The 24,285-nt window shown below is 66.4% G+C and carries 24 protein-coding genes; 7 read left to right on the top strand and 17 right to left on the bottom strand.

Annotated features, from left to right (window positions below):
- Positions 1-13 precede the first annotated feature (13 nt).
- From VSR71_RS10585 to VSR71_RS10630, 10 genes are all read right to left on the bottom strand, one after another.
- Positions 14-472 carry a TadE/TadG family type IV pilus assembly protein gene (locus VSR71_RS10585; RefSeq protein ID WP_342913832.1) on the bottom strand — a complete coding sequence of 153 codons (459 nt, stop codon included), beginning with the start codon at positions 470-472 and terminating at the stop codon, positions 14-16.
- Positions 469-996 carry a TadE family protein gene (locus VSR71_RS10590; protein WP_342913833.1) on the bottom strand — a complete coding sequence of 176 codons (528 nt, stop codon included), beginning with the start codon at positions 994-996 and terminating at the stop codon, positions 469-471. Before VSR71_RS10590 ends, VSR71_RS10585 begins: the two co-directional genes overlap by 4 nt.
- A gap of 9 nt (positions 997-1,005) precedes the next feature.
- Positions 1,006-2,268, bottom strand: coding sequence for a pilus assembly protein TadG-related protein (locus VSR71_RS10595; RefSeq protein ID WP_342913834.1), 1,263 nt, complete (start codon positions 2,266-2,268; stop codon positions 1,006-1,008).
- Positions 2,269-2,293: 25 nt separating this feature from the next.
- Positions 2,294-2,632: a hypothetical protein gene (locus tag VSR71_RS10600; RefSeq protein WP_342913835.1), complete on the bottom strand. Its 339-nt coding sequence runs from the start codon at positions 2,630-2,632 to the stop codon at positions 2,294-2,296.
- A 26-nt stretch (positions 2,633-2,658) separates the two neighbouring features.
- The gene (locus VSR71_RS10605) at positions 2,659-4,545 is read right to left on the bottom strand and encodes a type II and III secretion system protein family protein (RefSeq protein WP_342913836.1); all 1,887 of its coding nucleotides are present in this window, start codon (positions 4,543-4,545) and stop codon (positions 2,659-2,661) included.
- 66 nt (positions 4,546-4,611) lie between these two features.
- Complete coding sequence (gene cpaB / locus VSR71_RS10610) at positions 4,612-5,454, bottom strand: Flp pilus assembly protein CpaB (protein WP_342913837.1); 843 nt, start codon at positions 5,452-5,454, stop codon at positions 4,612-4,614.
- A gap of 50 nt (positions 5,455-5,504) precedes the next feature.
- The gene (locus VSR71_RS10615; RefSeq protein ID WP_342913838.1) at positions 5,505-6,923 is read right to left on the bottom strand and encodes an ATP-binding protein; all 1,419 of its coding nucleotides are present in this window, start codon (positions 6,921-6,923) and stop codon (positions 5,505-5,507) included.
- Between the two features lie 79 nt (positions 6,924-7,002).
- Positions 7,003-7,536 (bottom strand): A24 family peptidase, encoded by a 534-nt coding sequence (locus VSR71_RS10620; protein ID WP_342913839.1) that lies wholly within the window; start codon positions 7,534-7,536, stop codon positions 7,003-7,005.
- Between the two features lie 56 nt (positions 7,537-7,592).
- Positions 7,593-7,766, bottom strand: a complete 174-nt coding sequence (locus tag VSR71_RS10625; RefSeq protein ID WP_342913840.1) for a Flp family type IVb pilin — start codon at positions 7,764-7,766, stop codon at positions 7,593-7,595.
- A gap of 108 nt (positions 7,767-7,874) precedes the next feature.
- Positions 7,875-8,060 (bottom strand): Flp family type IVb pilin, encoded by a 186-nt coding sequence (locus tag VSR71_RS10630; RefSeq protein WP_342913841.1) that lies wholly within the window; start codon positions 8,058-8,060, stop codon positions 7,875-7,877.
- A gap of 1,162 nt (positions 8,061-9,222) precedes the next feature.
- Between VSR71_RS10630 and VSR71_RS10635 the strand changes: the two genes are divergently transcribed.
- Positions 9,223-10,233 (top strand): glycosyltransferase family 2 protein, encoded by a 1,011-nt coding sequence (locus VSR71_RS10635; RefSeq protein ID WP_342913842.1) that lies wholly within the window; start codon positions 9,223-9,225, stop codon positions 10,231-10,233.
- Between the two features lie 192 nt (positions 10,234-10,425).
- Here the strand turns inward: VSR71_RS10635 and VSR71_RS10640 are convergent, their stop codons facing one another.
- Together VSR71_RS10640 and VSR71_RS10645 are read right to left on the bottom strand one after the other, a co-directional pair.
- On the bottom strand, positions 10,426-11,802 hold the full coding sequence (locus VSR71_RS10640; protein WP_342913843.1) for a sigma-54 dependent transcriptional regulator: 1,377 nt from the start codon (positions 11,800-11,802) through the stop codon (positions 10,426-10,428).
- 1,268 nt (positions 11,803-13,070) lie between these two features.
- Positions 13,071-14,039, bottom strand: a complete 969-nt coding sequence (locus VSR71_RS10645) for a LysR substrate-binding domain-containing protein (protein WP_342913844.1) — start codon at positions 14,037-14,039, stop codon at positions 13,071-13,073.
- A 78-nt stretch (positions 14,040-14,117) separates the two neighbouring features.
- On the opposite strand from VSR71_RS10645, the gene VSR71_RS10650 reads away from it, so the two are divergent.
- Positions 14,118-15,392 carry an MFS transporter gene (locus VSR71_RS10650; RefSeq protein WP_342913845.1) on the top strand — a complete coding sequence of 425 codons (1,275 nt, stop codon included), beginning with the start codon at positions 14,118-14,120 and terminating at the stop codon, positions 15,390-15,392.
- Positions 15,393-15,416: 24 nt separating this feature from the next.
- Here the strand turns inward: VSR71_RS10650 and VSR71_RS10655 are convergent, their stop codons facing one another.
- From VSR71_RS10655 to hemL, 5 genes are all read right to left on the bottom strand, one after another.
- Positions 15,417-16,082 (bottom strand): isoprenylcysteine carboxylmethyltransferase family protein, encoded by a 666-nt coding sequence (locus tag VSR71_RS10655; RefSeq protein ID WP_342913846.1) that lies wholly within the window; start codon positions 16,080-16,082, stop codon positions 15,417-15,419.
- A 137-nt stretch (positions 16,083-16,219) separates the two neighbouring features.
- Positions 16,220-16,723: a TPM domain-containing protein gene (locus tag VSR71_RS10660; protein ID WP_342913847.1), complete on the bottom strand. Its 504-nt coding sequence runs from the start codon at positions 16,721-16,723 to the stop codon at positions 16,220-16,222.
- A gap of 17 nt (positions 16,724-16,740) precedes the next feature.
- Positions 16,741-17,559 carry a TPM domain-containing protein gene (locus VSR71_RS10665; RefSeq protein WP_428979387.1) on the bottom strand — a complete coding sequence of 273 codons (819 nt, stop codon included), beginning with the start codon at positions 17,557-17,559 and terminating at the stop codon, positions 16,741-16,743.
- A 61-nt stretch (positions 17,560-17,620) separates the two neighbouring features.
- Positions 17,621-18,247 (bottom strand): LemA family protein, encoded by a 627-nt coding sequence (locus tag VSR71_RS10670; protein ID WP_342913849.1) that lies wholly within the window; start codon positions 18,245-18,247, stop codon positions 17,621-17,623.
- Positions 18,248-18,377: 130 nt separating this feature from the next.
- A complete protein-coding gene (hemL, locus tag VSR71_RS10675) occupies positions 18,378-19,670 on the bottom strand; it encodes a glutamate-1-semialdehyde 2,1-aminomutase (RefSeq protein ID WP_342913850.1) in 1,293 nt (430 codons plus the stop codon).
- A gap of 226 nt (positions 19,671-19,896) precedes the next feature.
- Here hemL and VSR71_RS10680 point away from each other — a divergent pair, with 226 nt between their 5' ends.
- The 5 genes from VSR71_RS10680 (at position 19,897) to VSR71_RS10700 (ending at position 24,264) form a co-directional block, all read left to right on the top strand.
- Positions 19,897-20,067: a rubredoxin gene (locus VSR71_RS10680; protein WP_010813017.1), complete on the top strand. Its 171-nt coding sequence runs from the start codon at positions 19,897-19,899 to the stop codon at positions 20,065-20,067.
- A gap of 374 nt (positions 20,068-20,441) precedes the next feature.
- Complete coding sequence (locus tag VSR71_RS10685) at positions 20,442-20,939, top strand: response regulator (RefSeq protein ID WP_342913851.1); 498 nt, start codon at positions 20,442-20,444, stop codon at positions 20,937-20,939.
- A 19-nt stretch (positions 20,940-20,958) separates the two neighbouring features.
- Positions 20,959-21,330, top strand: coding sequence for a response regulator (locus tag VSR71_RS10690; RefSeq protein WP_029045760.1), 372 nt, complete (start codon positions 20,959-20,961; stop codon positions 21,328-21,330).
- 52 nt (positions 21,331-21,382) lie between these two features.
- Positions 21,383-21,943: a chemotaxis protein CheW gene (locus tag VSR71_RS10695; RefSeq protein WP_342913852.1), complete on the top strand. Its 561-nt coding sequence runs from the start codon at positions 21,383-21,385 to the stop codon at positions 21,941-21,943.
- Between the two features lie 116 nt (positions 21,944-22,059).
- Entirely contained in the window at positions 22,060-24,264 is a 2,205-nt protein-coding gene (locus VSR71_RS10700) for a methyl-accepting chemotaxis protein (protein ID WP_342913853.1), read from the top strand.
- Positions 24,265-24,285: the final 21 nt, after the last annotated feature.

Genomic DNA, 24,285 nt, shown 5'->3' on the forward strand with positions numbered 1-24,285 from the left:
CTGGTTATGCGTGCTAGTTGCAGATCTTGCCGCCGGTTGAAGAGTTCAGGCTCTCCCGCGGCAGCGTGGTCGTGAACGAAGGCATGGCCAGCGTGATCGGCACGACCGGGATAAAGGTCTTGACCGAGACGTTGGCCACGCTGACGGTGACCGAGCGGCACGTGTTGCGGGCGGCGTCGGCATCCGCGTCGCACCCGCTGGGTTCGTAGCCGATCTGGATGTTGGCGGCCTGCAGCTTGGGCATCAGGTTGGTCATCCTGGCCTTGATGGTCGTGTCTTTGACGTCGCACACCGCCGCGATGCGGGCGCCCAGCCGCGTCGCCTCGCCAGCGGTGTTCCAGTAGAACAGCACGCGCGAGAATTCGGCAATGCCGATCAGCAGCATGAAGAAAATGCTGGCGACGATGGCAAACTCGATCGCGGTGGCGCCGGCCTGGTGCCGACGCGAACGGATGGCACGAAGCGGGGTCATAGCACTTGTCTCATCACGGTTGCGATATCGGAGAACGCCAGGTTTCCAACCTTGATGTAGGTCTGGATTGGCGAATATGCGTAACCCGTTATCTTCACTTCGACCAGGTTGATGGTGCCGGCCTGCACGCCTGAACTGTCGCCGTCCTCGTAGATCGGGACGTTGGCAAACTGCTTGCCGCCACAGCCGCTGGCGTCGACCCGGTCACAGACGACTATCATCGAAGTGCTGAGGCCTTTCACCAATACTTCGCCTTCGCAGACCGTCTTGCCATAGACGGCCATGCACTTTGCCTGCGCCAGCGGATAGTTGGGCTCGCTGGGTGCGTACTGCGACAGGAAGCGTGCGGCGTCGCGCGTGGCCTTGGTCAGGGCGTTGTATTGGTAGATCGCGCGGCCGTACTCCGCCACCCCGCTTACCAGCAGAAGCAACGGCACCAGTACCAGTGCGAATTCCACAGCCACCACCCCGCGCCGATTGCGCCGATGGTGTTGACTGCGCCTGCGCTGTCTGCATCGCTCCATGATTCGCTCCTATTGCACCAGCACCGGCACGCGGGGGCCAGCACCCGTATCGGACCCGGGCACACCCTGGGTCGCGCAGGGACTGGTGGCGTCCTTCGAATTACCGAGATATTCGAGGTACACCACATCCTTCGCGCTGGGCTCCTGCATCGGCTGCACCATCAGCATGCAGTTCCAGGAGACCACCTTGGCCAGCTTGGTCGAGGCGAATTCGGTGCAATCCACCATCGGCACGTGCACCAGCCTGCGGTCAGCGCCAGCCTTGTGCACCGCCTGTGTCGATGCCGTGCCCTTGGTGGTCAAGCCGCTATTTGCATCCGTCTGGTATGGCAAGTTGGCGCCTCGCTTCTGGATGAAGTCAGCGTAGGCGTTGCCACCGTTTGGCGGATTCCATGTGGTGACACTGTAGGCATAGCCGGTAAAGTCAGGCGCCCCATCAGCCGGTCCCTTGTAAGAGCCGGTATAGATGCCGAAGCGGGTATTCCATGCCGCGATCAGCGCCGAGATATTGCCCGGTTCGCCGACTTTGGAGCCCACTGCCGGCAGGTCGCACTGTCCGCTTCCGGCAATCAGGTCCGCCAGCTCGGAAGCACCGCCGGCCGGAGGCGACAGGTCAGCCCAGCCAAAACTGCCGGGGCCATACGGGTCCTTCGGATCGACCTTGGATTTGATCCAGTCGCCCTTGTTGTACGCTGCCTTTGGTGGATTCGCCGTTGGCGGAGTGCAGACATAGACCGGGATGGCACAGGCTGTCTGCGCGCTGGTGGTGGTGGCCACGGCCATTGCGTTCACGGTACTGGGCTGGATGTCGATGCCGGGCAGCAGGTTAAGGAGATGGATGAACCAGTGGGCAATACCGGTGCGCTCGGCGGTGCACTTGACGTACTTCACCTTGTCCAGCGCGTACGGCACGTTGTCCTTGGTGTAGTAGGTGCCGTCAGGCGTGTCGCTGTACGAGACGTTGAGATCCTTGACCATCTTCACTGCCTCGTTCTGGAACATGGCAGCGTTGCTCGTGCCGGTGGCGAGGCCGGCCGCCTCCGACACGAGCAGCGGCGTGGCCCCCGTGACATCGCGCGCGGCGGACAGCGCGCAGGCATCGACGCTGTTCTGCAGCTCGCTCTTGGTCACATAGAGCTTGCCCAGGTCGAGCGCCAGCCCGACGAAGCCAATCAGTACGGCCAGCGACAGGCCCACGATGATGGCGATCGCGCCACGCTGCCGCTTGCGCCAGGTGGTCCGCCGGCCTCGGTAAGTGGTAGGGCGTGACATATCGGCTCTCCGTGGTTTTCGCCGATCAGCGCGATCCGCCACCTGACATACCCACTCCGCCGTAGCCGCCGGCGCCGAAGTCGATCGTCATGGAGGGCGAGCTGCCTTGCTTGCCGTTGGCCAGCGAACGGTCGAAGTTCCTCATCGCCGCCACGGCGGTCTTGCCGTCGGCGCCCGTGACGGTGGGAAGGCCTGCGGGCGCATCGGGATTGATGATCTGCAGCTGCGTGACCGTGGCGAGCGCCACGCCGCGCTGGCCGTCCCACACCGGCGTCGAGGTCATGCAGGCCGACAGCGTGAGGCAGGCCAGGCCGCCGAGCATCAGCGTGGTGGCGCCGCGCGAAAGGTTGCGTTTCTTGCTCATGATCGTTCTCCTGTGGGCGCGGCGGTTCAGTTGCCGCCCGCGGCGGTGCGCGTGGCGGTGCCGGCGGCTCGTGCCTGGGCCAGGCGCGCAGCGGTGGCTTCGATGCGGGCGATGCGCGCGGCAGTGTCCTCGGCGGGTGGCGCGGCGGCGATATTGCGAGCAGCTGGTTGGGCCGGGTCCGGCGCGCCGGAGGTCCGAGGCATCGCGGTCGCGGCTGCCTGCGCTCCTGATGATCCGGCAGTTGCGGGCGGATCCAGCGGGCGGCCCGTCGGCACCATCGAGACCGACGTGGGCGCGCCCTCGCTGCGCGGCGCCGTCGGCGGCGTGACAGGTGCGGCGGCCGGGGCGGGCTGCGAGGGGGCCGGCGCGGGCTGCGGTGCGGGCTTGCCACTGCCTTCCATATTGCCCATGAAGTACAGCGACAGCGGGTTAGGCGTGGAGAAGCTGTCGGTCGGCAGCGGGTAGTTGTTGGTCTGCATCGGCTTGACCAGGCGCGGCGTGATGACGAACACCAGTTCGGTCAGGTCCTGCTGGTACTGCGTGCTGCGGAACAGCGTGCCCAGCACCGGCACCTCGCCCGCGCCCGGCAGCGCCTTGAGGGAGCCGCGCGCGCTGTCGGTGAGCAGGCCGCCGATAGCAAAGCTTTCGCCATCGCGCATCTGCACGGTGGTGGAGGCGCGGCGGGTGGTGATGACCGGCAGGATGGTCTGGCCTGCCAGCGTGCCGCCGCGGATGGTGGCACCCGTGGGCGACAGCTCGGACACTTCAGGCGACACCTTCAGGTGGATGCGGCCGTTTGCCAGCACGGTCGGCGTGAACTTCAGGCCCACGCCGAACTCTTCTTCCTGCAGCGTGACAGTGCCGGCCCCGTTCAGCACATTGGCCTGCGCCACCGGGATGTAGATCTTGCCGCCGGCGAGGAAGCTGGCCTCCTGGCCGCTGATGGTGACCAGGTTGGGCTCGGCCAGGATCTTGACCAGGCTGTCGTTCTTCTGCGCGTCGATGGCGAACTCGAACGGCAGGTTGTTGGCCTTGCTGCCGAAGATCGCCCCCGAAGCGCCGGTCAGCAGCGACGTCACGACACCACCCGTCCAGGAGCCGAAGCCGCCCTGCAGGTTGACTGCGGAACCTAGCTGGTTGAGCAGTGTCTTGGATACCTCGGCCACCTTGACTTCCAGCATCACCTGCTGCGGGCTGTCGACGGACAGCATGTTAAGCACGCCGCCTTTCCTGTCCCCGTTCTTGCCGTCGGTGCCTTGCGCAGCGTTGGCATACGCCTGGGCGATGTCCATGGCCTGCTGGGCGGACTGTGCATTGGTGACGCTGCCGGTCAGCACGAGGTTGTCGGCGGCGGTCATCACACGGATGCCAGGCTCGCCGGGCAGGAGCTGGCCGAGCGACGTCTGCAGGCCCCCGGCATCGGCATTGACCACGACGTTGATGATGGTGCAGGCGCCGCTGCGGCCCTGCACGATCATGTTCGTGGTGCCAACGCTGCGGCCGAGCACGTAGAGTGTCTGGGGCGACACCATGGTCGCCTGCACGACGTTGGGATTGCCCAGCGTGCGATTGCGCACGGGCTCCTGCAGCGAGATCAGCTGCGACTTGCCGACAGGCACCATCACGCTGGATTCGCTGCGGATCGCACCGACGCAGTTGGGGCCGCGCGCGTCGGCGGCCGGCGCTGGCGCCTGCGCCGAGGCCTGCGCCACCGTGGTCGGGGCGCCTGGCGTCATGCTGATGGTCATCTGCATGGGTGCCGCAGGTGCCTTGGCGGCTGCTGGCGTCGTAGTTTTGGTCACGATGCCCGCCTCCATGGCGGCCTGCGCCGCGGCGGCCAGCGGAGTGAAAAGGATGGCGGCAAGCACCAGGGTACGGGTGCCGCCTGCGGCGTCGGATCTTTTCTGGTTCATTTTGAATCTCCCCCCGGAGAAGCTGTGATGCAGATCAGGATTCGTTGAGCGTTGTGCGCGACGCGGTCAGAAGCACTCGACGCCGCCCTGCATGCCTGCCAGCACACCGATGCAGTTGCCACGCGCGGGCTGCGCTGCAACCGTGCGGGTCTTCACCACGGTGCGCGTGGCAGTCTGGGTCACGACCTTGACGGCCGGCGCTTCGGGCGCCTTGCCCAGCAGCGTGCCTTTGGTGGCGCCGCCAGTGTTGATGTCCGCGACGTCCATCTGGTTGCGCAGCACCAGCGACAGCGTGCCGACACTGCGTGCCACGTCGAGCTTCTCGGCCTGCTCCGGCGTTACTTCCAGCGTGACGGCATTCACCACCTTGGGTTGGGTGTCGTCGCGGCTGACCTGTTGCGCTACCGCCAGCACCAGGATCTTCTCCAGCACGATCTTGGAGATGTTGCTGTTCTGCGTATTGCGCGCTTCCTCATTCGTGTTGACGATCACGTCGACGTAGTTGCCCGGCAGCGCAAAGCCCGCGACACCGACCACGTCGTTGACGCGAACCGTGATCGCGCGCTTGCCGTCGTTGATGACCGCGGACAATCCGCCCTTGGTGCCGATCGGCGCCAGCTTGGCATCGAGAACCGGCTCGCCGCGCTGGAGGCTGGTGCGGATCACGCGGCCCTCCAGTGCCTTCAGGTCCTGGAAGGAACCGGGCGGAACGCTGCCAGCCGGCCAGCTGACCAGCTGCAGCTGGCTGCCGTTGAGCGGTTGCCCCAGGTTCAGGTCGTTGGCGGCGACCACCACTTGCCTGATCGAGCTCGATGACTGCTGCACCAGCCATCGCGAGGCCGACACCACTGCCGCCACGCCGGCGACCAGGGCAATCAGCAGCATCAGGATTGCGCGCATGTTTTTCATGATGACTCTCCCCAGAAATTCCGAATGGTGTCCGCGTTGGCTGCTACCGTTCAGCTCGCGGCGTGGTGGTTGTCTGACCAGCGGCGGGCGCTACCGGCCTTTGGCATTCCCTCGGGCGAAGTGCGCAGCCCGTAATAGCCCTGCCAGGCCGCCACCAGACCTTCCTCGGTGACCTGGGGCGCAGCGCCGTGGTAGTGCACGCCGGAGGCCACCAGGCGCAGCAGGTCGCGCGGAATGCAGGCGAACAGGGGCGTATCGCTGGCGTAGTGCAGGCTGTCGACAAGGAAGTCGAACACCGCCTCACTGGTCGCGAGCCCGTATTCGGCGGCGGTGCGCTGGTACACCTCGCGGTAGTCGTCCACCGAAAGCGGGCCCACGTAGAGCTTGCTGCCGAGCCGGCGCAGGAAGGCATCGTCGCCGAGCGCCGCCGGTTCAAGGTTGCTGGAAAACACCGGCCAGACGTCGAATGGCACCGAAAAGCGCACGCCCGTCTGCAGCGTGAACATGTCGATGTTGCGGTCCAGCGGCACGATCCAGCGGTTCAGCAGGTCGGTGACGCCAACCAGCTGGCGGCCCAGGTCGTCGATGATGTAGATGCCGTTGTTCGCCTTCATGTGCGGCGGAGCCTGGTAGAAGCCGGCGACGGGGTCGTGGCGCAGGTCCAGCATGGACAGGGTCAGTTCGCCGCCGGACAGCACTACCGGGCGGTGGCAGAGGATCCAGCGGCGGTCCAGGGAACGGCGCGCCAGCGAGCCTTCGCTGTCATCGCAGGGCACATGGACCAGCGGGTCGAATACCTGGATGATTTCGCCGGCCACGGTGATGGCATGCGGCACCGGCACCGCGCCCGGCAGCAGCATCCCCAGGCGCTGCGCCAGGTAGGTCTTGCCGCTGCCGGCGGGGCCGTAGATCATCAGGGCCCGGCAGGTATTCAGCGACATGCCGATGGCATCCAGCAGGTGGACCGGGATCACCAGGTCATGGAAGGCCGCGGTGACGTCGGCCTTGGTCACCGATGCCTGGCCGATCGAGTGGCGCTTTACGGCCTGGACATAAGCGTCCAGCGTGACCGGCGCAGCGCCGATGTAGCTGCAGCGCGCCGAGGCTTCGGCCGCACGGGCATAGCCGGCGTCCGTCAGCCGGAAGCGAACGTCCAGATCGCTGGCGCCGCGGTGGGCGATCTCCAGCAGGCGCTCGCGTACGGCAACGGCGGCGACCTCGTTGACCACGGTGCCCGGCAGCTTCAGCGTGTCGGTCAGCACCGCCAGCGTCACGGTGCGGTGCTGGTAGGCTGCCTTCATCAACAGGCTCAGCAGCAGTGCCACTTCCAGCCCGGTGTCGGCGATGGTGCGCGGCAGGACGTGCCAGGGGGACGGAGCCACCGTGCCGTGATCGGGCTGGGTACTCCTGACCGTCGCTACCGCCTCGAGATGCCGCGTAGCGTGTCCCGCGTCTTGGTACTCGTTCATTGCCATCCCCCGTTTGCTGATCTGCGTGTTCTTGTGCTTCAAGGCGCGCGTCGATTGACTGCGTAGTCGTGTTGGGTTCTCAGGTGCCGGCAAAGAGCATGGCAAGCGTGCCGGCGGCAATGGCGACGCCGTAAGGTATCGAGCCAGCGGATGCTTCCGCTTCTGGCTGCACCGGTCTCGCGCGGCGTTGAACCGCCACGCTGAGCATGTAGCTGACTCGCGACAGGGTCACCAGGGTCTGCCTGGTGATCAGAAGCTGCACCAGCGCCCACACACCGCCTATCACGCAGGTCGCTAGCGCGACATTCACAACCATGGCCATGCCAAGCCAGGCCCCCACGGCTGCCAGCAGCTTGACATCGCCAGCGGCCATGCCGCGCAGCAGGTAGAAGGGCAGGAAGAGAGCCAGGCCCACCAGCCAGCCATACAGCCATGTCAGCGAGCCCGCGGTGATGCCATGGATGGTCATCTGCACCGGCAGCGCGGCGAGCCAGGCGCCGAAGGTCAGCCAGTTGGGAATGCGGCGCCGGTCCAGGTCGATGGCCGCAGCGGTCAGCACGATGCCGATCGTGGCGGGGCCTACGAGGGAGGCGAGAGTGGTGGCGGCTTGCATGGCGTATCGGCTTGAGGGTTGGAGCGAGCGGGTCAGGGAATTCCTGGGCGGATGTTTCAAGGCATGCTTGAGGCGATCAGCTCGTACATCTCTTTCACCGCGCCGCTAACCTTGAAGACGGAGCCGATGATGGCCACCGCAATCAACATGCCGAGGAGAGCGTATTCGATAGAGGAGACGCCTTTGTCGTCTTGCAGCAGATCCCTTGATATGGTGAGGAGCTTCGACATTGGCGTCTCCGGTGTCACAAATGATGGATCGATCCGCTTGCGCGCTGTAGGGCCGGATCCTGGAAGGATGGCCGCACAGGCGCGCAATCTTTCGGAGCGATTGTTCGCTCAGCCGTTGGCCGTCTGGAGCTCGGTGCCGATCTTGTCGAACGTCTTGTCCAATTCGACGCCAACGAGCTTGACGGCCGCGATGATGACGACAGCAATCAGCGCGGCAATCAGGCCATACTCGATAGCCGTCACGCCTTCTTCATCACGGATGAATTGCTTGAACATAGTGGTCAGGTTTTGCATGATTAACTCCTCTGGTTGGTGACAACAAGCACTGCAGGACTTCAGGTTTGCGACGGAGATAAGCCGGCGCGAGTCTCAGCGCCGGCACGTACGAAAACACGGCGGAGCGCAGATGGCACATGCATGGAAGGGCCAGCGGCCAGGACCGCCGCAACTGGCCTGCGGGCTGCGCGCCTCCAATCGGCGCTCGGCCGAAGCGTGCATGCAGCGCGCTACGTGGTGTGCATGGCCTGCGCGGGCCATGCAACGGAACGGCACGCTGCCGCCCATGCGGGCGGATGCGGCATGGCAGGCGTTCCGGTGCGTCAGCGCGAAATGGCGTGCGGCAGGCATGGCAAGATTCCCCGTATCGTTTTTGGTTCTGATGCCGGCCAGTCGCTCCGGCATCTCGGCATTCGTCTTTGTGACGGTGCCGGTGCCAGGACATAGGCAAGCGGCGGGCCAGCCAGCGTGAAACCCTTGTGCCATAAGGCTTTGCGGGAAGCGGCGGTGAAACGGCGGCAGGCCATCGAGGCTTTATGCGAAGCTTTCACCGCGCTTCGTTGCCGGCGGGAAACGCAAGCCGCGCAGGCCATTTCGGATGAGCCAACTAACGGATGAGGACGCGCGGCGCGCCGGCGCGCGCAGGCGTTCGATCCGGGGCAAGCGCTTCAACCAAAAGCATGATCTGGCAGGGTTGGGGGAGAGCGATGCATACCGCGCTTGGATGGGTGATCGCGATGCTCGGCGACTGCGGCGCGGCCAGAGCCGTCTGATGGATGAGGAAGCCGGACCAGCGGGCCAGCGTTTCCGGATAGAAACGTTGATACCTCCTGTGGCGTGCCTGGCATGTCTTGAAATGTCAGTCAGATCCCTTGCAACCCCTGTATTTGTGCGGCTATCCGACCAGATAGGCCCCATGATTCACGGTGGAAACGTTGCCCGCTCCGGCGCCGCCCGGGATGGCGATCCACGCGTTGCCGACGCTCGCGCGCCTTGCTTTCCGTTCGGTCCGCGACAAAACTGGGCCAGGAAGAATGGCTGCGCACCCGCTATGCCCAACGGGGTGCCGCACGCACGAGACCAAAAAGACAGGGGGAATGATGTCGCATCGACAGCCGGCGTGGTTGCGCGCGCGCACGTCCCCTGATGCAGGTGTTGCGAGCATCGGAGGATCCAGGTCATGTCCAACTATGAAACCCAGCTCCTGTCGCTAGTGGTGCCGTTCCACAACAACGGCGCTGCGACAGATGGCTTCCTGGCGCGCGTGCTGCCGATCCTGGAATCGCTGCACGCCACGCAGTTCGAGATCGTCTGCATCAACGACGGCAGTACGGACGACACGCTGCCCAGGCTGGTCGAAGCAGCGCGCCGGGATGGCCGGATTCGCGTGATCGAGCTGACGCGCTGCTTTGGCAAGCAGGCGGCCCTGACTGCCGGCATGGACGAGGCACTCGGGGACGCCGTGATTCCGTTCGATGCGGATCTGCGCGATCCGCCAGAACTGATCCCGACGCTGGTCCAGTGCTGGCGACAAGGCGCGGAGGTTGTGCTTGCCCAATGCACGGGTCCCGGCAATGGCTCGTACCTGAAACGGTTTTCCGGAGCCGTTTGCGATCGCTTGCACAACGCACTGTCAGACCTGAATATGCCCAGCAATGTCGGTGAATTCCGTCTGATGGATCGTGCCGTAGTGAATGCCATCAAGCAGCTCCCCGAAAGGCACCGATTCATGAAGGGCCTGTTCTCCTGGGTGGGCTTCCATACCGTGATCGTGCCGTATCAGCGTGAACAGTGCCGTGCAGGCCTATCGAACGAGCAGGGAAGCGGGCGATGGAGGACGACGCTGGCCGACATCGCCAGCTTTGGTTCGGTGCCGCTGCGCGGCTGGACCTATCTTGGTTCGTGCATCGCGCTGGTCTCGATCTGCTACGGCCTGTACATCGCCGCATATAGTGCAATGGGCGATGCGGACGTGCCCGGCGTTGCGCCGGTGATCGCGCTGCTGCTGTTTTTCAGCGGCGTGCAGCTGATTGGCATTGGCCTGGTTGGCCAATACATCGGGCGCATCTACGAGGAATCAAAAGGCAGGCCGATTTACCTGGTCAAGCGCCGCTACCATATGCGCCGTCCGCAACGGCGCGCAGGCGGGGACGGCAAGGTCATTTCATTGGTGGCTGGCAAGCGCAGCTGACAAACGCCCTGCGCAGGGTGTGGCTGGCCGGCGTCGCGGTCGGCTATTCTTCGCAGGAAAGCGAAACGGACAATGCGCAAATGACACATCGCCGGCGGAGAGCCCCGATGGACTCCGCCAGCGACGTAGACACGAATAAGTCGGGCGTGAAGGGAAGCTGATATTGCGGCTGGTGCTGGAGGGTCTCCCGCCTCAACTTCCCTGCACGCAAACCATCCCCATATCCCCCTTCCTCACCTGCAGCTTGTAGTCCCGCATCAGCCTGAACAACGTCACCCGCGAGATCCCCAGCTCCGCCGCGACATCGATCAGCCGCTCATGATTGCGCTGCAGCGCCTCGACAATCGCATGCTGCTCCGCTTCCTCGCGAATTGCCGCCAGCGTCTTCGGCCGTTCTTCCACAGGCACGGCCAGTTCCAGGTCCGCCGGCTGGATCACCCCTTCCTCGCACATCGCCGCCGCATGGCGGATGCGGTTGATCAGCTCGCGCACGTTGCCAGGCCAGTTGTGCTGCTGGATCGCGCGTAGCGCGGTCGGCGAGAAGCCGCGGATCCGGGCCGGCGACTGCTTGCGCACGCTTTCGAGCACGTGCTCTGCAATCAGCATGATGTCGCTGCCGCGTTCGCGCAGCGGCGGCTGGCGTACTCGCAGCACGCACAGGCGGTGGTAGAGGTCGCCGCGGAAGCGTTCGGCGGCGATGGCGGCGTCGAGATCGACGTGGGTTGCCGAGATGATGCGCACGTCGACTTCGATCGATTCGGTGCCGCCGAGGCGCTCGATGCGGCCGGTTTCCAGGAAGCGCAGCAGGCTGGTCTGGCTTTCCAGCGGCATGTCGCCGATTTCGTCGAGGAACAGCGTGCCGCCCTGTGCCATCTCGATGCGGCCCGGCTTGCGCTTGGTGGCGCCGGTAAACGCGCCGCGCTCGTAGCCGAACAGTTCGGACATCAGCAGCGTGGGCGGGATGGCGGCGCAGTTGACGGCGACGAAGGGCTTTTGCGCGCGTTCGCTGGCACGGTGGATGGCCTGCGCGGCGAGTTCCTTGCCGGTGCCGGACTCGCCCGAAATCAGTACCGGGGTGTCCCAGCGCGAGACCTTCTCGATGCCGCGGAACAGCGTCTGCATGGCGGAACAGGTCCCGATCATGCCGTCCGGGCGCGAGCTGGCCGCGGCGCGCTGCACGGCTGGCCGCATCTGCGCCATGCCTTGCGCATGGCCGAGCGAGTGAGCCAGGTCGGCGGACTCGAATGGTGAGGTGTAGTAGTCGACGAAATAGAGCCCGAGCAGGCGGCGTGCCGCTTCGCTCAGCGCCTCGCGGCTGGCGACGATGCCGATCCAGCCGAATTGCGGCTGGGCCAGCCAGGGTTCGAACGATTCCAGCTCGGCATCGCTGAAGCCGCTGTGGACGTCGAGCAGGGCGGCAGCCGGCTGGGCGCTGTGGGCGAGCGCGTGCAGCTCTTGCAGGTTCGACGCGAAACTGAGCTTCCAGCCCCTTTGCGACAGGGCCCTGCACAGCATGGCGTCGTGGTGCTGCGACAGGTACAGCAGCGGGCGGTTGGCATACGCGCTCATACGATTTCCCCGGATTTCTTCTTATCTGTCGAAGCCGGCCGCGGCGGCTGCCACGCACCGGATTCGGTGGCCTCAAGCCTGCGCCGTCGATGCATCATGGATGCGTCGCTGGCGTCTTCCCCGAATTCTGTTCTTGCCGTCCCGCCGTTGCGCTGCGATGAACCGCTGCCGCGCCGATGTCGATGGCATCGGTCGCGGCAGCGGCATTTCGCCGCGCCTGCATGGCAGGCCGGTCAGCACCCCATTCATCCGGACGCGCCGGCAAGCCGGTGCATCCGCGGTCCCCATTGCCGCCCGGTGGTCCGGGCTGGCGGGGTCTTTCCAGGTTCCACGGGCCGCGCGCTTGCGCGCGGCCCGTGTCCTGAAAGACCTCCTCTAATCTTGTCGGCAACCGCTGCGCCATAGGCAACAGCGGGCACCGGTGCGGGCTAGTGACTGCCGCGTGGCCCAACGCTTACAGCACCAGCCCGACGCCCACCCTGGGATGCGAGAGTCGATCTGAAACTGACCCTTCGGCGAACGCATGCCAGTATGTTTGCCGCTTCCGTTTCAGACTTCCCCTGTGTCGGGCTTCTGTTCGCGGGGACATAAGTGCGACGAACGTGCCAGTGCAGAATAAGTCTTTGATTCGAAAAGAAAATCGTGAAAAACGAGAGTGCCGGTCGCTGACGTGTCGTAAAAAAACGTTCCGATCCTGATACATCGCAGGCTGTAGGTATGCTGCGATGCACCATATTCGGGGCGGACCATGTGAGACATGCGTCACAACTTTATAAGGCGATGTGCCGTTGGGTCTACCTGGATAGCTAATCCGCCATCCGAAAGAGGGGAGGCGCTAATTCGGACGTTCGGGCGTCATGGCTCCGATGCTGCACGCGGGAGCCGATTCAGGGGAGTTGCATTTCCTTTACACCGGCCGGGAGCTTTTTCTGTTCGCGCACGCCTGCCAGACATCTGCTGTCTCAGCCTTTTAGCGCTTCGCGGCCGGGCTTAGCCATCGCGGAAGGCTTGTGCGAAGGCCGTTGACAGGCATCTGCATGGTTTCGCGCATGACGCAGCCTTCGCCGTCTCATCATTTTGGATGAGTAGCGTGGGCGATCCATGCGCGCTGGCATGGCCAGCAAAACGGTTGCATCGGTGAAACTCAGGTTCGTGCGCAGGACTCGCTCAGAGGCACTGGGCCGGCGCCGGAATCGCCTGCCAGCCGTTGAATTATCAGGCGTTATCGAAAATGATTCGTATTGCCAACATCTGCGTACGAAACAATTTCATGAATGAAACTGCTGGTGTTGCCCGCCAACGGTGGATGCGCCTTGCGTGGCCTCGCCGCGCACCTGCTCCTGCAGCCAGGCGTGGAAGGCATGGATGGCCTTTTCCCGCGGATTGCCTTCGCGCCAGGTGACCCAGTAGTGCAGGCTGGACGGAATCCGGGTTGAGCCGATCTGCACCAGTTGGCCGCTGGACAGGTAGTCGTGCGCCAGCTGGGCGCGCGCGGTGGCAAGGCCCAGGCCGGCCACGGCCGACTGCAGCATCAGCCCCGCATCCTGGAAGATCGGGCCGCGCTCCGGCTCGTCGCCCGGCAGGCCGGCGGCTTCCAGCCAGTCGCGCCACGGGCGCAGCGCAAAGCGCAGCATCGGCAGGCGCGGCACGTCGGCCAGCGTGAAGCCGGGGTAGCGCGCCAGCAGCGCCGGGCTGGCCACGGCGATGACGTGGTCCTCGATCAGGTTGTGGCATTTGAAGCCGGGCAAGTCCACGCGCTGGTGCCAGATGCCGACGTCGACGCTGTACGGGTCGGGCGGGCTGATCTCGGCGTGCAGCCGCAAATGCAGGTCCAGCGACGGCACCTGCGCGTGCAGGCTGGGCAGCCGCCGGATCAGCCAGGCATTGGCCAGGTCCTCCATCACGCTGACCTGCAGCCGCACCACCGGCGGCGCGGCGCTGTTGCCGGCTTCGCGCAGCGCGCTTTCGATGCTGTCGAGCGCGGCGCGCAACTGTTCGGCCAGCCGCGTGCCCGCGCTGGTCGGCGTCATCTGGCTGCCGGTGCGCTGGAACAGCTTGGTGCCAAGGCTGGCTTCCAGCCCGCGGATATGGTGGCTGATGGCACTGTGCGTAAGCGCCAGCTCTTCGGCAGCGCGCGAGAAGCTGCGGTGGCGCGTGGCGGCCTCCAGCGCACGCAGCGCTTGCAGCGGCGGCAGGTGGAGGGGGCGATCGGCGGGTTTGCCGGGGGAGTTGGCCATGGCCGTCAAATTCTACTCACAATTGCCGCGGGTATCTTTCGTTGGCCTTGCACCGGAATGGGGATGACAATGCTGGCCATGACGATTACCACTCCTTCTGCCTTGTCTTCCGCCCCCGCGCCGACGCAACAAACCGCCGTCCGCTGGCGCGTGCTGGCCGTGTTCTCGCTCGGCTTCCTGGTTTCCTATGTATTCCGCGGTGTCAACCTGGGCTTCGCGCCGCACCTGACGCGCGAACTGGGGCTCAATGCCGGCGACCTGGGTTTGCTCACCAGCTTCTACTTTCTTGGCTTTGCCTGTGCCCAGCTGCCCGCCGGCATCCTGCTGGACCGCTACGGCCCGCGCCGCACCGAGGCGGCGATGCTGCTGATCGCCGTTGCCGGCTCGCTGGTGTTCGCGCTGGCGCCGGGCATGGCCGGGCTGGCCGCCGGCCGGCTGCTGATCGGCGTGGGCGTCTCCGTGTGCCTTGGCGCCGCCATCCAGGCGCTGTCGATGTGGTTCCCGCTGTCGCGCATGCCGTTGCTCAACGGCGTGGTGATGGCGATCGGCGGGTTCGGCGCGGTGCTGGTCGGCACCCCGCTGTCGTGGCTGTTGTCGCTGACGGACTGGCGCATGGTCAGCGCCGGGCTGGCGGCTGTGTCGCTGGCGATGGCGGCGCTGCTGTGGTTCGGCGTGCCCGACAAGCCGCGCGCCGGCAAGGAAAGCCTGCGCGAGCAGTTGCGCGGCACGCGCCAGATCCTGGGCAGCGAGCGCTTCTGGCGCGTGGTGCCGCTGACCCTGCTGAACCAGGGCGTGTTCCTGGCGGTGCAGACGCTGTGGGTCGGTGCCTTCCTGCGCGATGTGCCCGGCTTCGATCCTGCCACCAGTGCGCGGCTGGTCTCGGTGATCGGCTTTGCGATGATGGCGGGCTGCGTCGGCTCGGGCTGGGCGGCGCGCCACCTCGAGCGCATCGGCGTCAGCCTCTATGCCTTTGCTGGCATCGGCATGACCGGCTTTATCGTGGTGCAGGCGCTGCTGATGGCGCAGGTGCCGCTGCCGCCGGTGCTGCTGTGGGCGGCCTACGGCGTGTTCGGCTCCAGCGGCATCCTGACTTATGCGGTGCTGGCGCGCAGCTTTCCCGACGCGCTGATCGGGCGCGCGACCACGGCGCTGACGTTGACGGTGTTCCTGGCGACCTTTGCGTGCCAGGTCGGGGTGGGATTCGTGCTGGACCTGTGGCCGTCCAGCGGCGGCCATTACCCCAAGGCGGCGCACATGACGGCGTGGGGCGGGCTGGTGGTGTTGCAGGTGCTGGCGGCGGTGTGGTACCTGATGGGCGCGCGGCGGAAGCCGGCGGATGCCGGCGCCCGCTGAAACCTTCGCGGGAGGGCACACTGCTTAATAGATGCCAGGCACGGCGCGATACCGGACTTTCTCGCGATACTGGCGGTACTCGGGATCGTCGGATAGCAACGCCTCTTCCCGATTGATCCGAACAGCCTGAAGTGCATACAGGCCCGTGTAGACCAGCAGGTTTTGCAGTCCGAAGTTTGTGAGCAGGAAGCCGACGTCAGCGATGAGATAACCAAGGTAGATCGGATGCCGCACGAAGCGGTAAGCCCCGTGCGACACGATCCCGCGGTTGGCAGGCAGAATCCCGAACGAGAACCGCAGCGTCAGCTTGGCGTAGATTTGCCACACGATCCCCGCGATCTGCAGGATGGCGCCTACGAGCTCCGGCGCCAGGTGCTGCCCTGGGGTCAACTGAATACCAAGGAAGTAATACGTGCCGCCCAAGGAGCAGAGAACGGTGACTGGATGCCAGTCTCGCCTTTTTGGCACCCGGGCAAAGAGAGACAGGCCGACTGTCAGGCAGTTCGCAAGCACCAGCAACAGCAACGTGATGCGTGACGGATCTACCAGCCACTGCCGGATCGCGGCATAGGCGAACGCGCCAAGTATCAGCGCGGTAGAACATCTCAAAAGCACCTCGAGCAGTACTTCCCGAAAATCGACCTTAGGTTCCGATATAACCGGCTCGCTTTGGATGAGGCCTTCTGACATCGTTTCCCCCGTTCGTTCCAGCGGAATCTTCGCCCCGCCGTGATGTCTGCTTGTCCACAAAGCGTAACTTCACGGCCCCGGACGCCATATCGGGCAAAAGGATGTTTCATCTGTGAACGGCTGCACAGGGAGCCCGCTCAGAGCACGACCGGCCGGTCATCCAACTCATTGGGGTTGTGCCCCCCATCCGACGGAAAATGGCTGGCCAGCAACTCATGGATGCGCGCCACCGTGACCAGCACCGGCGCTACCGACAGGTCCTGCTTCAGCCCATGCGCCAGTTCATCGCACAGTTCGCGCCAGACTGCCGGACCCACGCTGGCATCAATGCCGCGGTCGGCCAGCAGCTCGACGGCGTGGTCGGCCAGGTTGATATAGAGCAGCACGCCGGTATGGTCGGCGGTATTCCAGACCTCAAGCGCGCCGAACAGGAAGCGGGCGCGTTCCCGCGGGGTCACGTCGGCCCACGCGTGGCCCAGCGGCAGGCTGGCTTCTATCACCACGCGGATTTCGCCGCGATGGCGCGACTCGCCGGCATGCACGGCCGCATGGAGCTGCTGCTGGGCCTCGGCCGGGAAGTGCCTGCGTGCGTAGCCGGCGCTGGTGGCGAAATGGTGCAGGGCACGTCGGAGATGGGGCATGGTCATCGCTCCTTGTGTCACCAGTTGCCGGACGCGCCGCCGCCATCGAAGCCGCCGCCGCCTCCGCCGCTGAAGCCGCCACCACCACCGCCACCGCCGAAACCTCCTCCGAAGCCACCGCCGCGGCGCCCCCAGTCCTGCCCCATGCCGTAGCCGCCCAACCCGCCCAGGCCGCCGGCGATCACGTCACGGCCGCGCCGGGTGGTGACGATCTGCGGCCCGCGCGAGCGCCGCATCGCGCCGATAAAGAAAAACAGGATGATCGCCAGCGGAAACAGCACCGGCAGCCAGTCGGCCAGCGCGGAAGATTGCTGCGCCTTGCGCGGCTGCGGACCGGCCAGGCCTTCCTTGTCGATGGTGGCCTGGATGGCGGAAATGCCGGCAGCCAGCCCGCCGTAGAAATCGTTCTGGCGGAAGTGCGGCGCCATCACGTCCTGCAGGATGCGCTTGGACATGGCATCGGTCAGCGAGCCCTGCACGCCTCGGCCGACCTCGAGCCGCATCTTGCGCAGCCCGGGCGGATTGTCCTTGGCGATCAGCACGATCACGCCGTCGTCGATGCCCTTGCGCCCGGCGCGCCAGGCATCGGCCACGCGGATGCTGTAGGCGTCGATGGGCTCGGGCTCGGTGGTCGGCACCATCAGCACGAAGATCTGGCTGCCGCGCTGCTGCTCGTATTCGGCAAGCACGTTTTCCAGCGCGGTGCGCTGCTGCGAGCTCAGCGTGCCGGTCAGGTCGGTGACGCGCTGGGTCAGCGGCGGCACCGGCACGAAGCCGTCGGCCGCCAGCGCCGGCGCGCACAGCCATGCCGCCAGCCACAGCAGCAGCGCTGCCATGCCGGTGCGCCAGAAGGACGGCTGCTGCGAACGGCCGACGGTCAGGCCCATGGCCGCTGCCTCAGAACTTGACCGCCGGAGGCGTCGAGATGGCCTTTTCGTTGTCCACCGTGAACGATGGCTTGACCGGGTACTTGAAGATCATCGCGGTCAGGTTGGTGGGGAAGCTGCGCGCCAGGATGTTGAAGTCCTGCACCGCGGCGATATAGCGCTGGCGCGCCACGGTGATGCGGTTCTCGGTGCCTTCCAGCTGCGACTGCAGGTCGCGGAAGGAGGCGTCGGCCTTCAGCTGCGGGTAGTTCTCGGACACCGCCAGCAGGCGCGACAGCGCGCTGGACAGCTCACCCTGCGCCTGCTGGAAGCGCTTGAACGCTTCCGGGTCGTTCAGGGTCTCGGGCGAGACCTGGATGCTGGTCGCGGCGGCGCGCGCCTTGGTCACCGCTTCGAGCGTCTCGCGCTCGTGCGTGGCGTAGCCCTTGACGGTGTTGACCAGGTTGGGGATCAGGTCGGCGCGACGCTGGTACTGGTTGATGACCTCGCCCCAGGCCGCCTTGACCGCCTCGTCCTTGGCCTGGAAGTCGTTGTAGCCGCAGGCGCTCAGCAGGCTGGCCATGGCCGCCAGCAGCAGCCAGCGCAGCACGGACAGCGGCGAGCGCGATGGCGAAGACGGGGAGGAAGAGGCGCGCATCGTGGGACTCCGCAGGTTAGGCATGGTTAGCATGGATCAGCGAGTCCCAAGTGTAGCGCACCGCCCATCTGCCAGGCGACGGCCAGGCGACGCCCGGGCAAGGCCCGGCGCGTCGCCCGCCGGCGGGGCCTCAGGCCGCCGCGAACGCCTTGCGCGCGGCGTCGAAGGTGGCGTCCAGGATGGCGTCGTCGTGCTGCGCCGAGACAAAGCCGGCCTCGAACGCCGACGGCGCCAGGTAGACGCCGTTGTCCAGCATCGCATGGAAGAAGCGGTTGAAGCGCGCGGTGTCGCTTTTGGTCACTTCGGCAAAGCTGCCGGGCACGCCTTCGCGGAAATACAGGCCGAACATGCCGCCGATGGCGTCCGCGGCGAACGGCACGCCGGCCGCGCGCGCGGCTTCGGCCAGGCCCTCGGCCAGCTTGCGGGTCTGCACGGCCAGCCGGTCGTAGAAGCCGGGCGCCTGGATCAGCTTGAGCGTGGTCAGGCCGGCGGCCACCGCCAGCGGATTGCCCGAGAGCGTGCCGGCCTGGTAGACGCCGCCCAGCGGCGCCAGCTTGGCCATGATGTCGCGCCGCCCGCCGAAGGCCGCCGCCGGCATGCCGCCGCCGATGACTTTGCCCAGGCAGGTCATGTCCGGGCGGATGCCGTAGTGGGCCTGGGCGCCGCCCAGCGCCACGCGGAAGCCAGTCATCACTTCGTCGAAGATCAGCACCGCGCCGTCGCGGCTGCACAGTTCGCGCATGGCCTTCAGGAAGGCGTCGCTGGCGCGCACCAGGTTCATGTTGCCGGCCACCGGCTCGACGATCACCGCGGCGATCTCGCCGGCGTGCCGGGCGAAGGCCTGTTCCAGCTGCTCGACGTTGTTGTACTCCAGCACCATGGTGTGGCGCGTGACGTCGGCCGGCACGCCGGCGGAGGAGGGCGCGTTCTGCGTGGTGTCGGCGAAGGTCAGCAGGCCCGAGCCGGCCTTGACCAGCAGGCTGTCGGCATGGCCGTGGTAGCAGCCCTCGAACTTGATGATCAGGTCGCGGCCGGTAAAGCCGCGCGCCAGCCGCAGCGCGCTCATGGTGGCCTCGGTGCCGGAAGACACCAGCCGCACCTGCTCGATCGACGGCACCAGCTTGCAGATTTCTTCGGCCATGACGATCTCGCCCTCGGTGGGCGCGCCGAACGAAAAGCTTTGGGCACAGGTCTCCTGTACCGCGCGCACCACCTCAGGGTGGGCATGGCCGACGATCATCGGGCCCCAGGAGCCGATGTAGTCGATATAGCGCTGGCCATCGGCATCCCACATATAGGCTCCTTCGGCGCGCGTGATGAAGCGCGGCGTGCCGCCCACCGAGCGGAAGGCGCGCACGGGGGAGTTCACGCCGCCAGGAATGGTCTGCTGGGCGCGGTCGAAGAGCTGCTGGTTACGGGACATGGCGTTGAGTGGGATCAAGGACTGCTGGGAACGTGGCGGCGCGGCCGGCGTCTCGTCGACATGCAGGCAATACCGTGGAATTTCACGGCAATTGACTGCCAATCCGGCGCTAACATGCGCGAACACGGCGGAACTGGCACGATTCTGGCGGTCGCCGGCTGGCGCGGGCGGCACGGTTTCGGTACCATCTGCGCTGGATTTTAATGGAGAGTGGCCAGAGCCTGTTATGGAATACAAGACTTGGATGTGCCTGATCTGCGGCTGGATCTACGACGAAGCCGCTGGCGCGCCGGAAGACGGCATTGCCCCGGGGACCCGGTGGGAAGACGTGCCCATCAACTGGACCTGCCCGGAATGCGGCGCGCGCAAGGAAGATTTCGAGATGGTGGCCATCTGACGCTGGCCGCCATCCGGCACGACGCCAGCTTGCGCGCCATCGAAGCTTCATAGAAAGCCGTCAGACTGGCCGCGCGCGTCGCGCCGATACGACAGAACGCCGGCAGGGGCCCGCCGCCCCGGATTGACGGCCCACCGGCGTCTTGTCACACTCTGTTGCAAATTATGTGGCCGTCCATCCACCATTGGTGGGGAAGACGGCTGGCAGGTGCGGGTTCCACGCACCGCCGTTGCCGGGTATGGGCCCGGCCTTGAAGGGAAGCAGAATAATTTTTTCGGGGGTCCGTCGGGGCGCGCATGGGTCGCGCTGCTCCGCACGGGTGTTCTCTGGTGCTTGCCGGCGCGCCGCATGGCGTGGCCGGTCGCGGGAACAACATGCGGGTCGCTCAAACAGAAGAAAACCAGCGGGTCAATGCCGCCGGCGTCAGCATTGCGGCGCCTGGCGCACCAATACCGGACACCCAGTCGCGCGCGCGCCGCAAGGTGCTGGTCATCGACGATTCCAGCACCATCCGCCGCACCGCGGAGATCTTCCTGTCGCAGGCGGGATTCCAGGTAATGCTGGCCGAGGACGGCTTCGAGGCGCTGGCCAAGGTCGGCGAGCTGCATCCGGACCTGGTCTTCTGCGACATCCTGATGCCCCGGCTGGACGGCTACCAGACCTGCTCCCTGATCAAGAAAAGCCCGCGCTTCCACGCCATCCCCGTGATCATGCTGTCCTCGCGCGACGGCGTGTTCGACCGCTCGCGCGGCCGCCTGGTGGGGGCGCATGACCATCTGGCCAAGCCGTTCACCCGCGAAGCGCTGCTGCAGGCCGTGCAGGCCTGCCTGCCGGTCCACGCTGACGGAGCGGAACGGGCTTTGCCGGCATGAACGAACCGAAGGAAACCTCATGACTGCCATCAACAAGATCCTGATCGTCGACGATTCCCCGACCGAAGCGCTGTTCATGTCCGACCTGCTCGGCAAGCGCGGCTTCAAGGTCTCGGTCGCCGGCAACAGCGACCAGGCCTTCGCGCGCCTGGAATCGGAAAGCTTCGACCTGATCCTCATGGACGTGGTGATGCCCGGCCAGAACGGCTACCAGGCCACCCGCGCGATCAAGCGCGACGACCGCTTCAAGGACATCCCCGTGATCATGTGCACCAGCAAGGGCCTGGACACCGACCGCATCTGGGGCATGCGCCAGGGTGCGTCGGACTACATCGTCAAGCCGGTCGACGGCGAGGAACTGCTGGGCAAGATCGCCGCGCTGGCGCACTGAGCCGCCAGCGCCGGCCGTACGGGATGCCACCACCAGTACCGGGGACCGCCATATGAACGCGCCACGCCAAGACCTACGCGCCCGCCACACCCGCCTGCAGGACTACCAGGCCATGCTGGCCCGGCGCCTGCGCGAGGCGCGCAGCCTGCCCGCCGCAGACAGCTACCTGGCGCTGCAGATCGGCGCGCGCCACTGGCTGCTGCCGCTGGCGGAGACCGGCGAGGTGCTCGACATGCGCCAGCCCAGCCGCGTGCCGCTGACGCAGCCGTGGTACAGCGGCCTGGTCAATGCGCGCGGCAGCCTGCTGGGCGTGATCGATTTCAGCCTGTTCTGCGGCGGCGCGCCCACGCCGGTGCAGCCTGGCAGCAAGCTGGTGGTGCTGTCGCGCCAGGTGGAGCGCGCCTGCGCGATCCTGGCCACGCGCGTGGCGGGTTTGCGCCATGCCGCGGAGCTGGGCCTGCCGCACGGGGAGGCGGCGTGGCAACCGGATGAGGCGCCGGCCTGGGAGGGCCAGCGCTTTGCCGATCGCGACGGGCGCGACTGGCAGGTGCTCAACGTGCCCGCGCTGCTGGACGCGCCGGCGTTCCTGCAGGTGGGCCGCAGCGCGGCCTGAGGCCGGCGCGCGCGGCGCCCGAGCCGCGCGCGGGAAAAAAGACAAGCGCTGGCCCCGGCCTGGCGCACCCGGCACGAGCCGCCGGGCACACAACGAATAAAACGGAAGAGGGTGCCATGGGTTTCAAGAAATTCAGCCTGGGCCGGCGTACGCCGGCAGCCGACGCCGCGGGAGCGGCCGCCCTTGGCGGCGGGCCGGACATGGCCTATGCCGGCGACCGGGAAGCCGCGCCCGCCGGGCTTGGCGCCACGCCGCTGGAGCATGTGTCGGCGTGGATGGGCCGCATGCCGTTCTCGTCGCAGCAGCGGGTGCTGACGGTGGGCGTGGTGGTGTCGCTGGTGGCGCTGCTGGGCTCGGTGTACCTGGATAACCGCATCGCCAACAATGCCGCGGCGCAGATCGAGATCGCCGGCGACATGCTGATGCACTCGCAGCGCCTGGGCAAGGCGGTGCCGGTGGCGCTGCTGGGCAATGCGCAGGCCTTTACGCAGCTGCGCGAGTCCAAGGAGACGCTGGCAAAGGACCTGAAGGCGCTGCAGGACGGCAGCGACGAGAAGCGCGTGCGCGCCACCGCGGGCGATGCCGCGCCGCTGCTGGAGGCCGCCATGACGTCGTGGAAGCGCTCCGAGAAGAGCGCGGCCGACGTGCTGGCCCAGCAGCCGGTGCTGACCACCATCGGCCAGACCCTGCAGGTCTTCAACGCCTCGAACCCCGAACTGCTGGAAGCCGCCGAGCAGGTGGCCGCGATCAAGCTGCAGTCCGGCGCCAATGCGCGCGAGGTGGCGGCCTCCGCGCAGCTGGTGATGCTGACGCAGCGCCTGGGCAAGAACCTGAACGAGTTCCTGGCCGGCGAAGGCGTCAATCCCGAAACCGCGTTCCTGCTCGGCAAGGACACCAACACCTTCCGCGAGACGCTCGACGGCCTGATGAACGGCAGCGAAGCGCTGCGCCTCTCCGCGGCCACCGACGAAGAGACGCGCGGCTACCTGAAGCAGCTGTCGCAGCGTTTCGACGCGGTACAGAAGACCACCCAGACCATCCTGCAGAACCTGCCCGGCCTGATCGCCGCCAAGCGCGCGCAGCAGCAGATCTTCAACGACAACGAGGCGCTGCGCGGCGAACTGTCGGCCTTGCAGCGCGCCTATGCCGAGTCGGCGCGCCTGCGCCCGGTGACGCTGGGCGCGACCGTGGTGTCGGCGCTGCTGACGCTGCTGTGCCTGGTCGGCCTGGCCGCGCTGTACCTGCGCGATTCGCGCATGCGCGCGGTCGAAGCCGAGGCGCGCGAACGCGAGGCCGAAGCGCGCCGCCTCGATGAAAAGCGCAATAACGACAACACCCAGAAGGCCATTCTGCAGCTGATGAACGAGCTGCAGGACATCGCCGACGGCGACCTGACGCGCCAGGCCACGGTGACCGAGGACATCACCGGAGCCATCGCCGACTCGGTCAACTACACCGTGGAAGAACTGCGCGAGCTGGTCGGCCGGGTGCAGCAGACCGCCGGCGAGGTGACGCAGGCGTCTGGGCAGGTGCAGGCCACCTCGACCCAACTGCTGTCGACTACCGAGGAGCAGTCGCGCCAGATCCGCCAGACCGGCGAATCGGTGGTGGAGATGGCCGACCGCATTACGCAGGTGTCGCGCGGCGCGGCCGAGTCGGCCAATGTGGCGCGTGCCTCGCTGACCGCGGCCGAGCAGGGCCAGCAGGCGGTGCAGGACGCCATCACCGGCATGAACGACATCCGCGAGCAGATCCAGGAAACCTCCAAGCGGATCAAGCGCCTGGGCGAATCGTCGCAGGAGATCGGTGAAATCGTCGAGCTGATTTCCGACATTACCGAGCAGACCAACGTGCTGGCGCTGAACGCCGCCATCCAGGCCGCCTCGGCCGGCGAAGCCGGGCGCGGCTTCTCGGTGGTGGCCGAGGAAGTGCAGCGGCTGGCTGAACGTTCCGGCGAGGCCACCAAGCAGATCGGCGCGCTGATCCGCACCATCCAGACCGATACCCAGGACGCCGTGCACGCCATGGAGCGCAGCACGCAGGGCGTGGTCGAGGGCGCGCGCCTGTCCGACAACGCCGGCGCGGCGCTGGTCGAGATCGGCCGGGTGTCGCGCCAGCTGGCGGAACTGATCGAGCAGATCTCGCAGTCCACCTCGCACGAGGCCGACCTTGCCACCACCGTGGCGCGCCATATCGAACGCATCCTGCAGGTGACCGAGCAGACCACCAGCGGCACGCGCCAGACCGCGCAATCCGTGCGCCAGCTGACGCTGCTGTCCGAGGAACTGCGCAACTCGGTGTCGCGCTTCAAGATCGTCTGAGTGGCCGGATGACGCCTGCGA

The organism is Cupriavidus oxalaticus (genome assembly GCF_038900635.1).
GTDB lineage: Bacteria > Pseudomonadota > Gammaproteobacteria > Burkholderiales > Burkholderiaceae > Cupriavidus > Cupriavidus oxalaticus_B.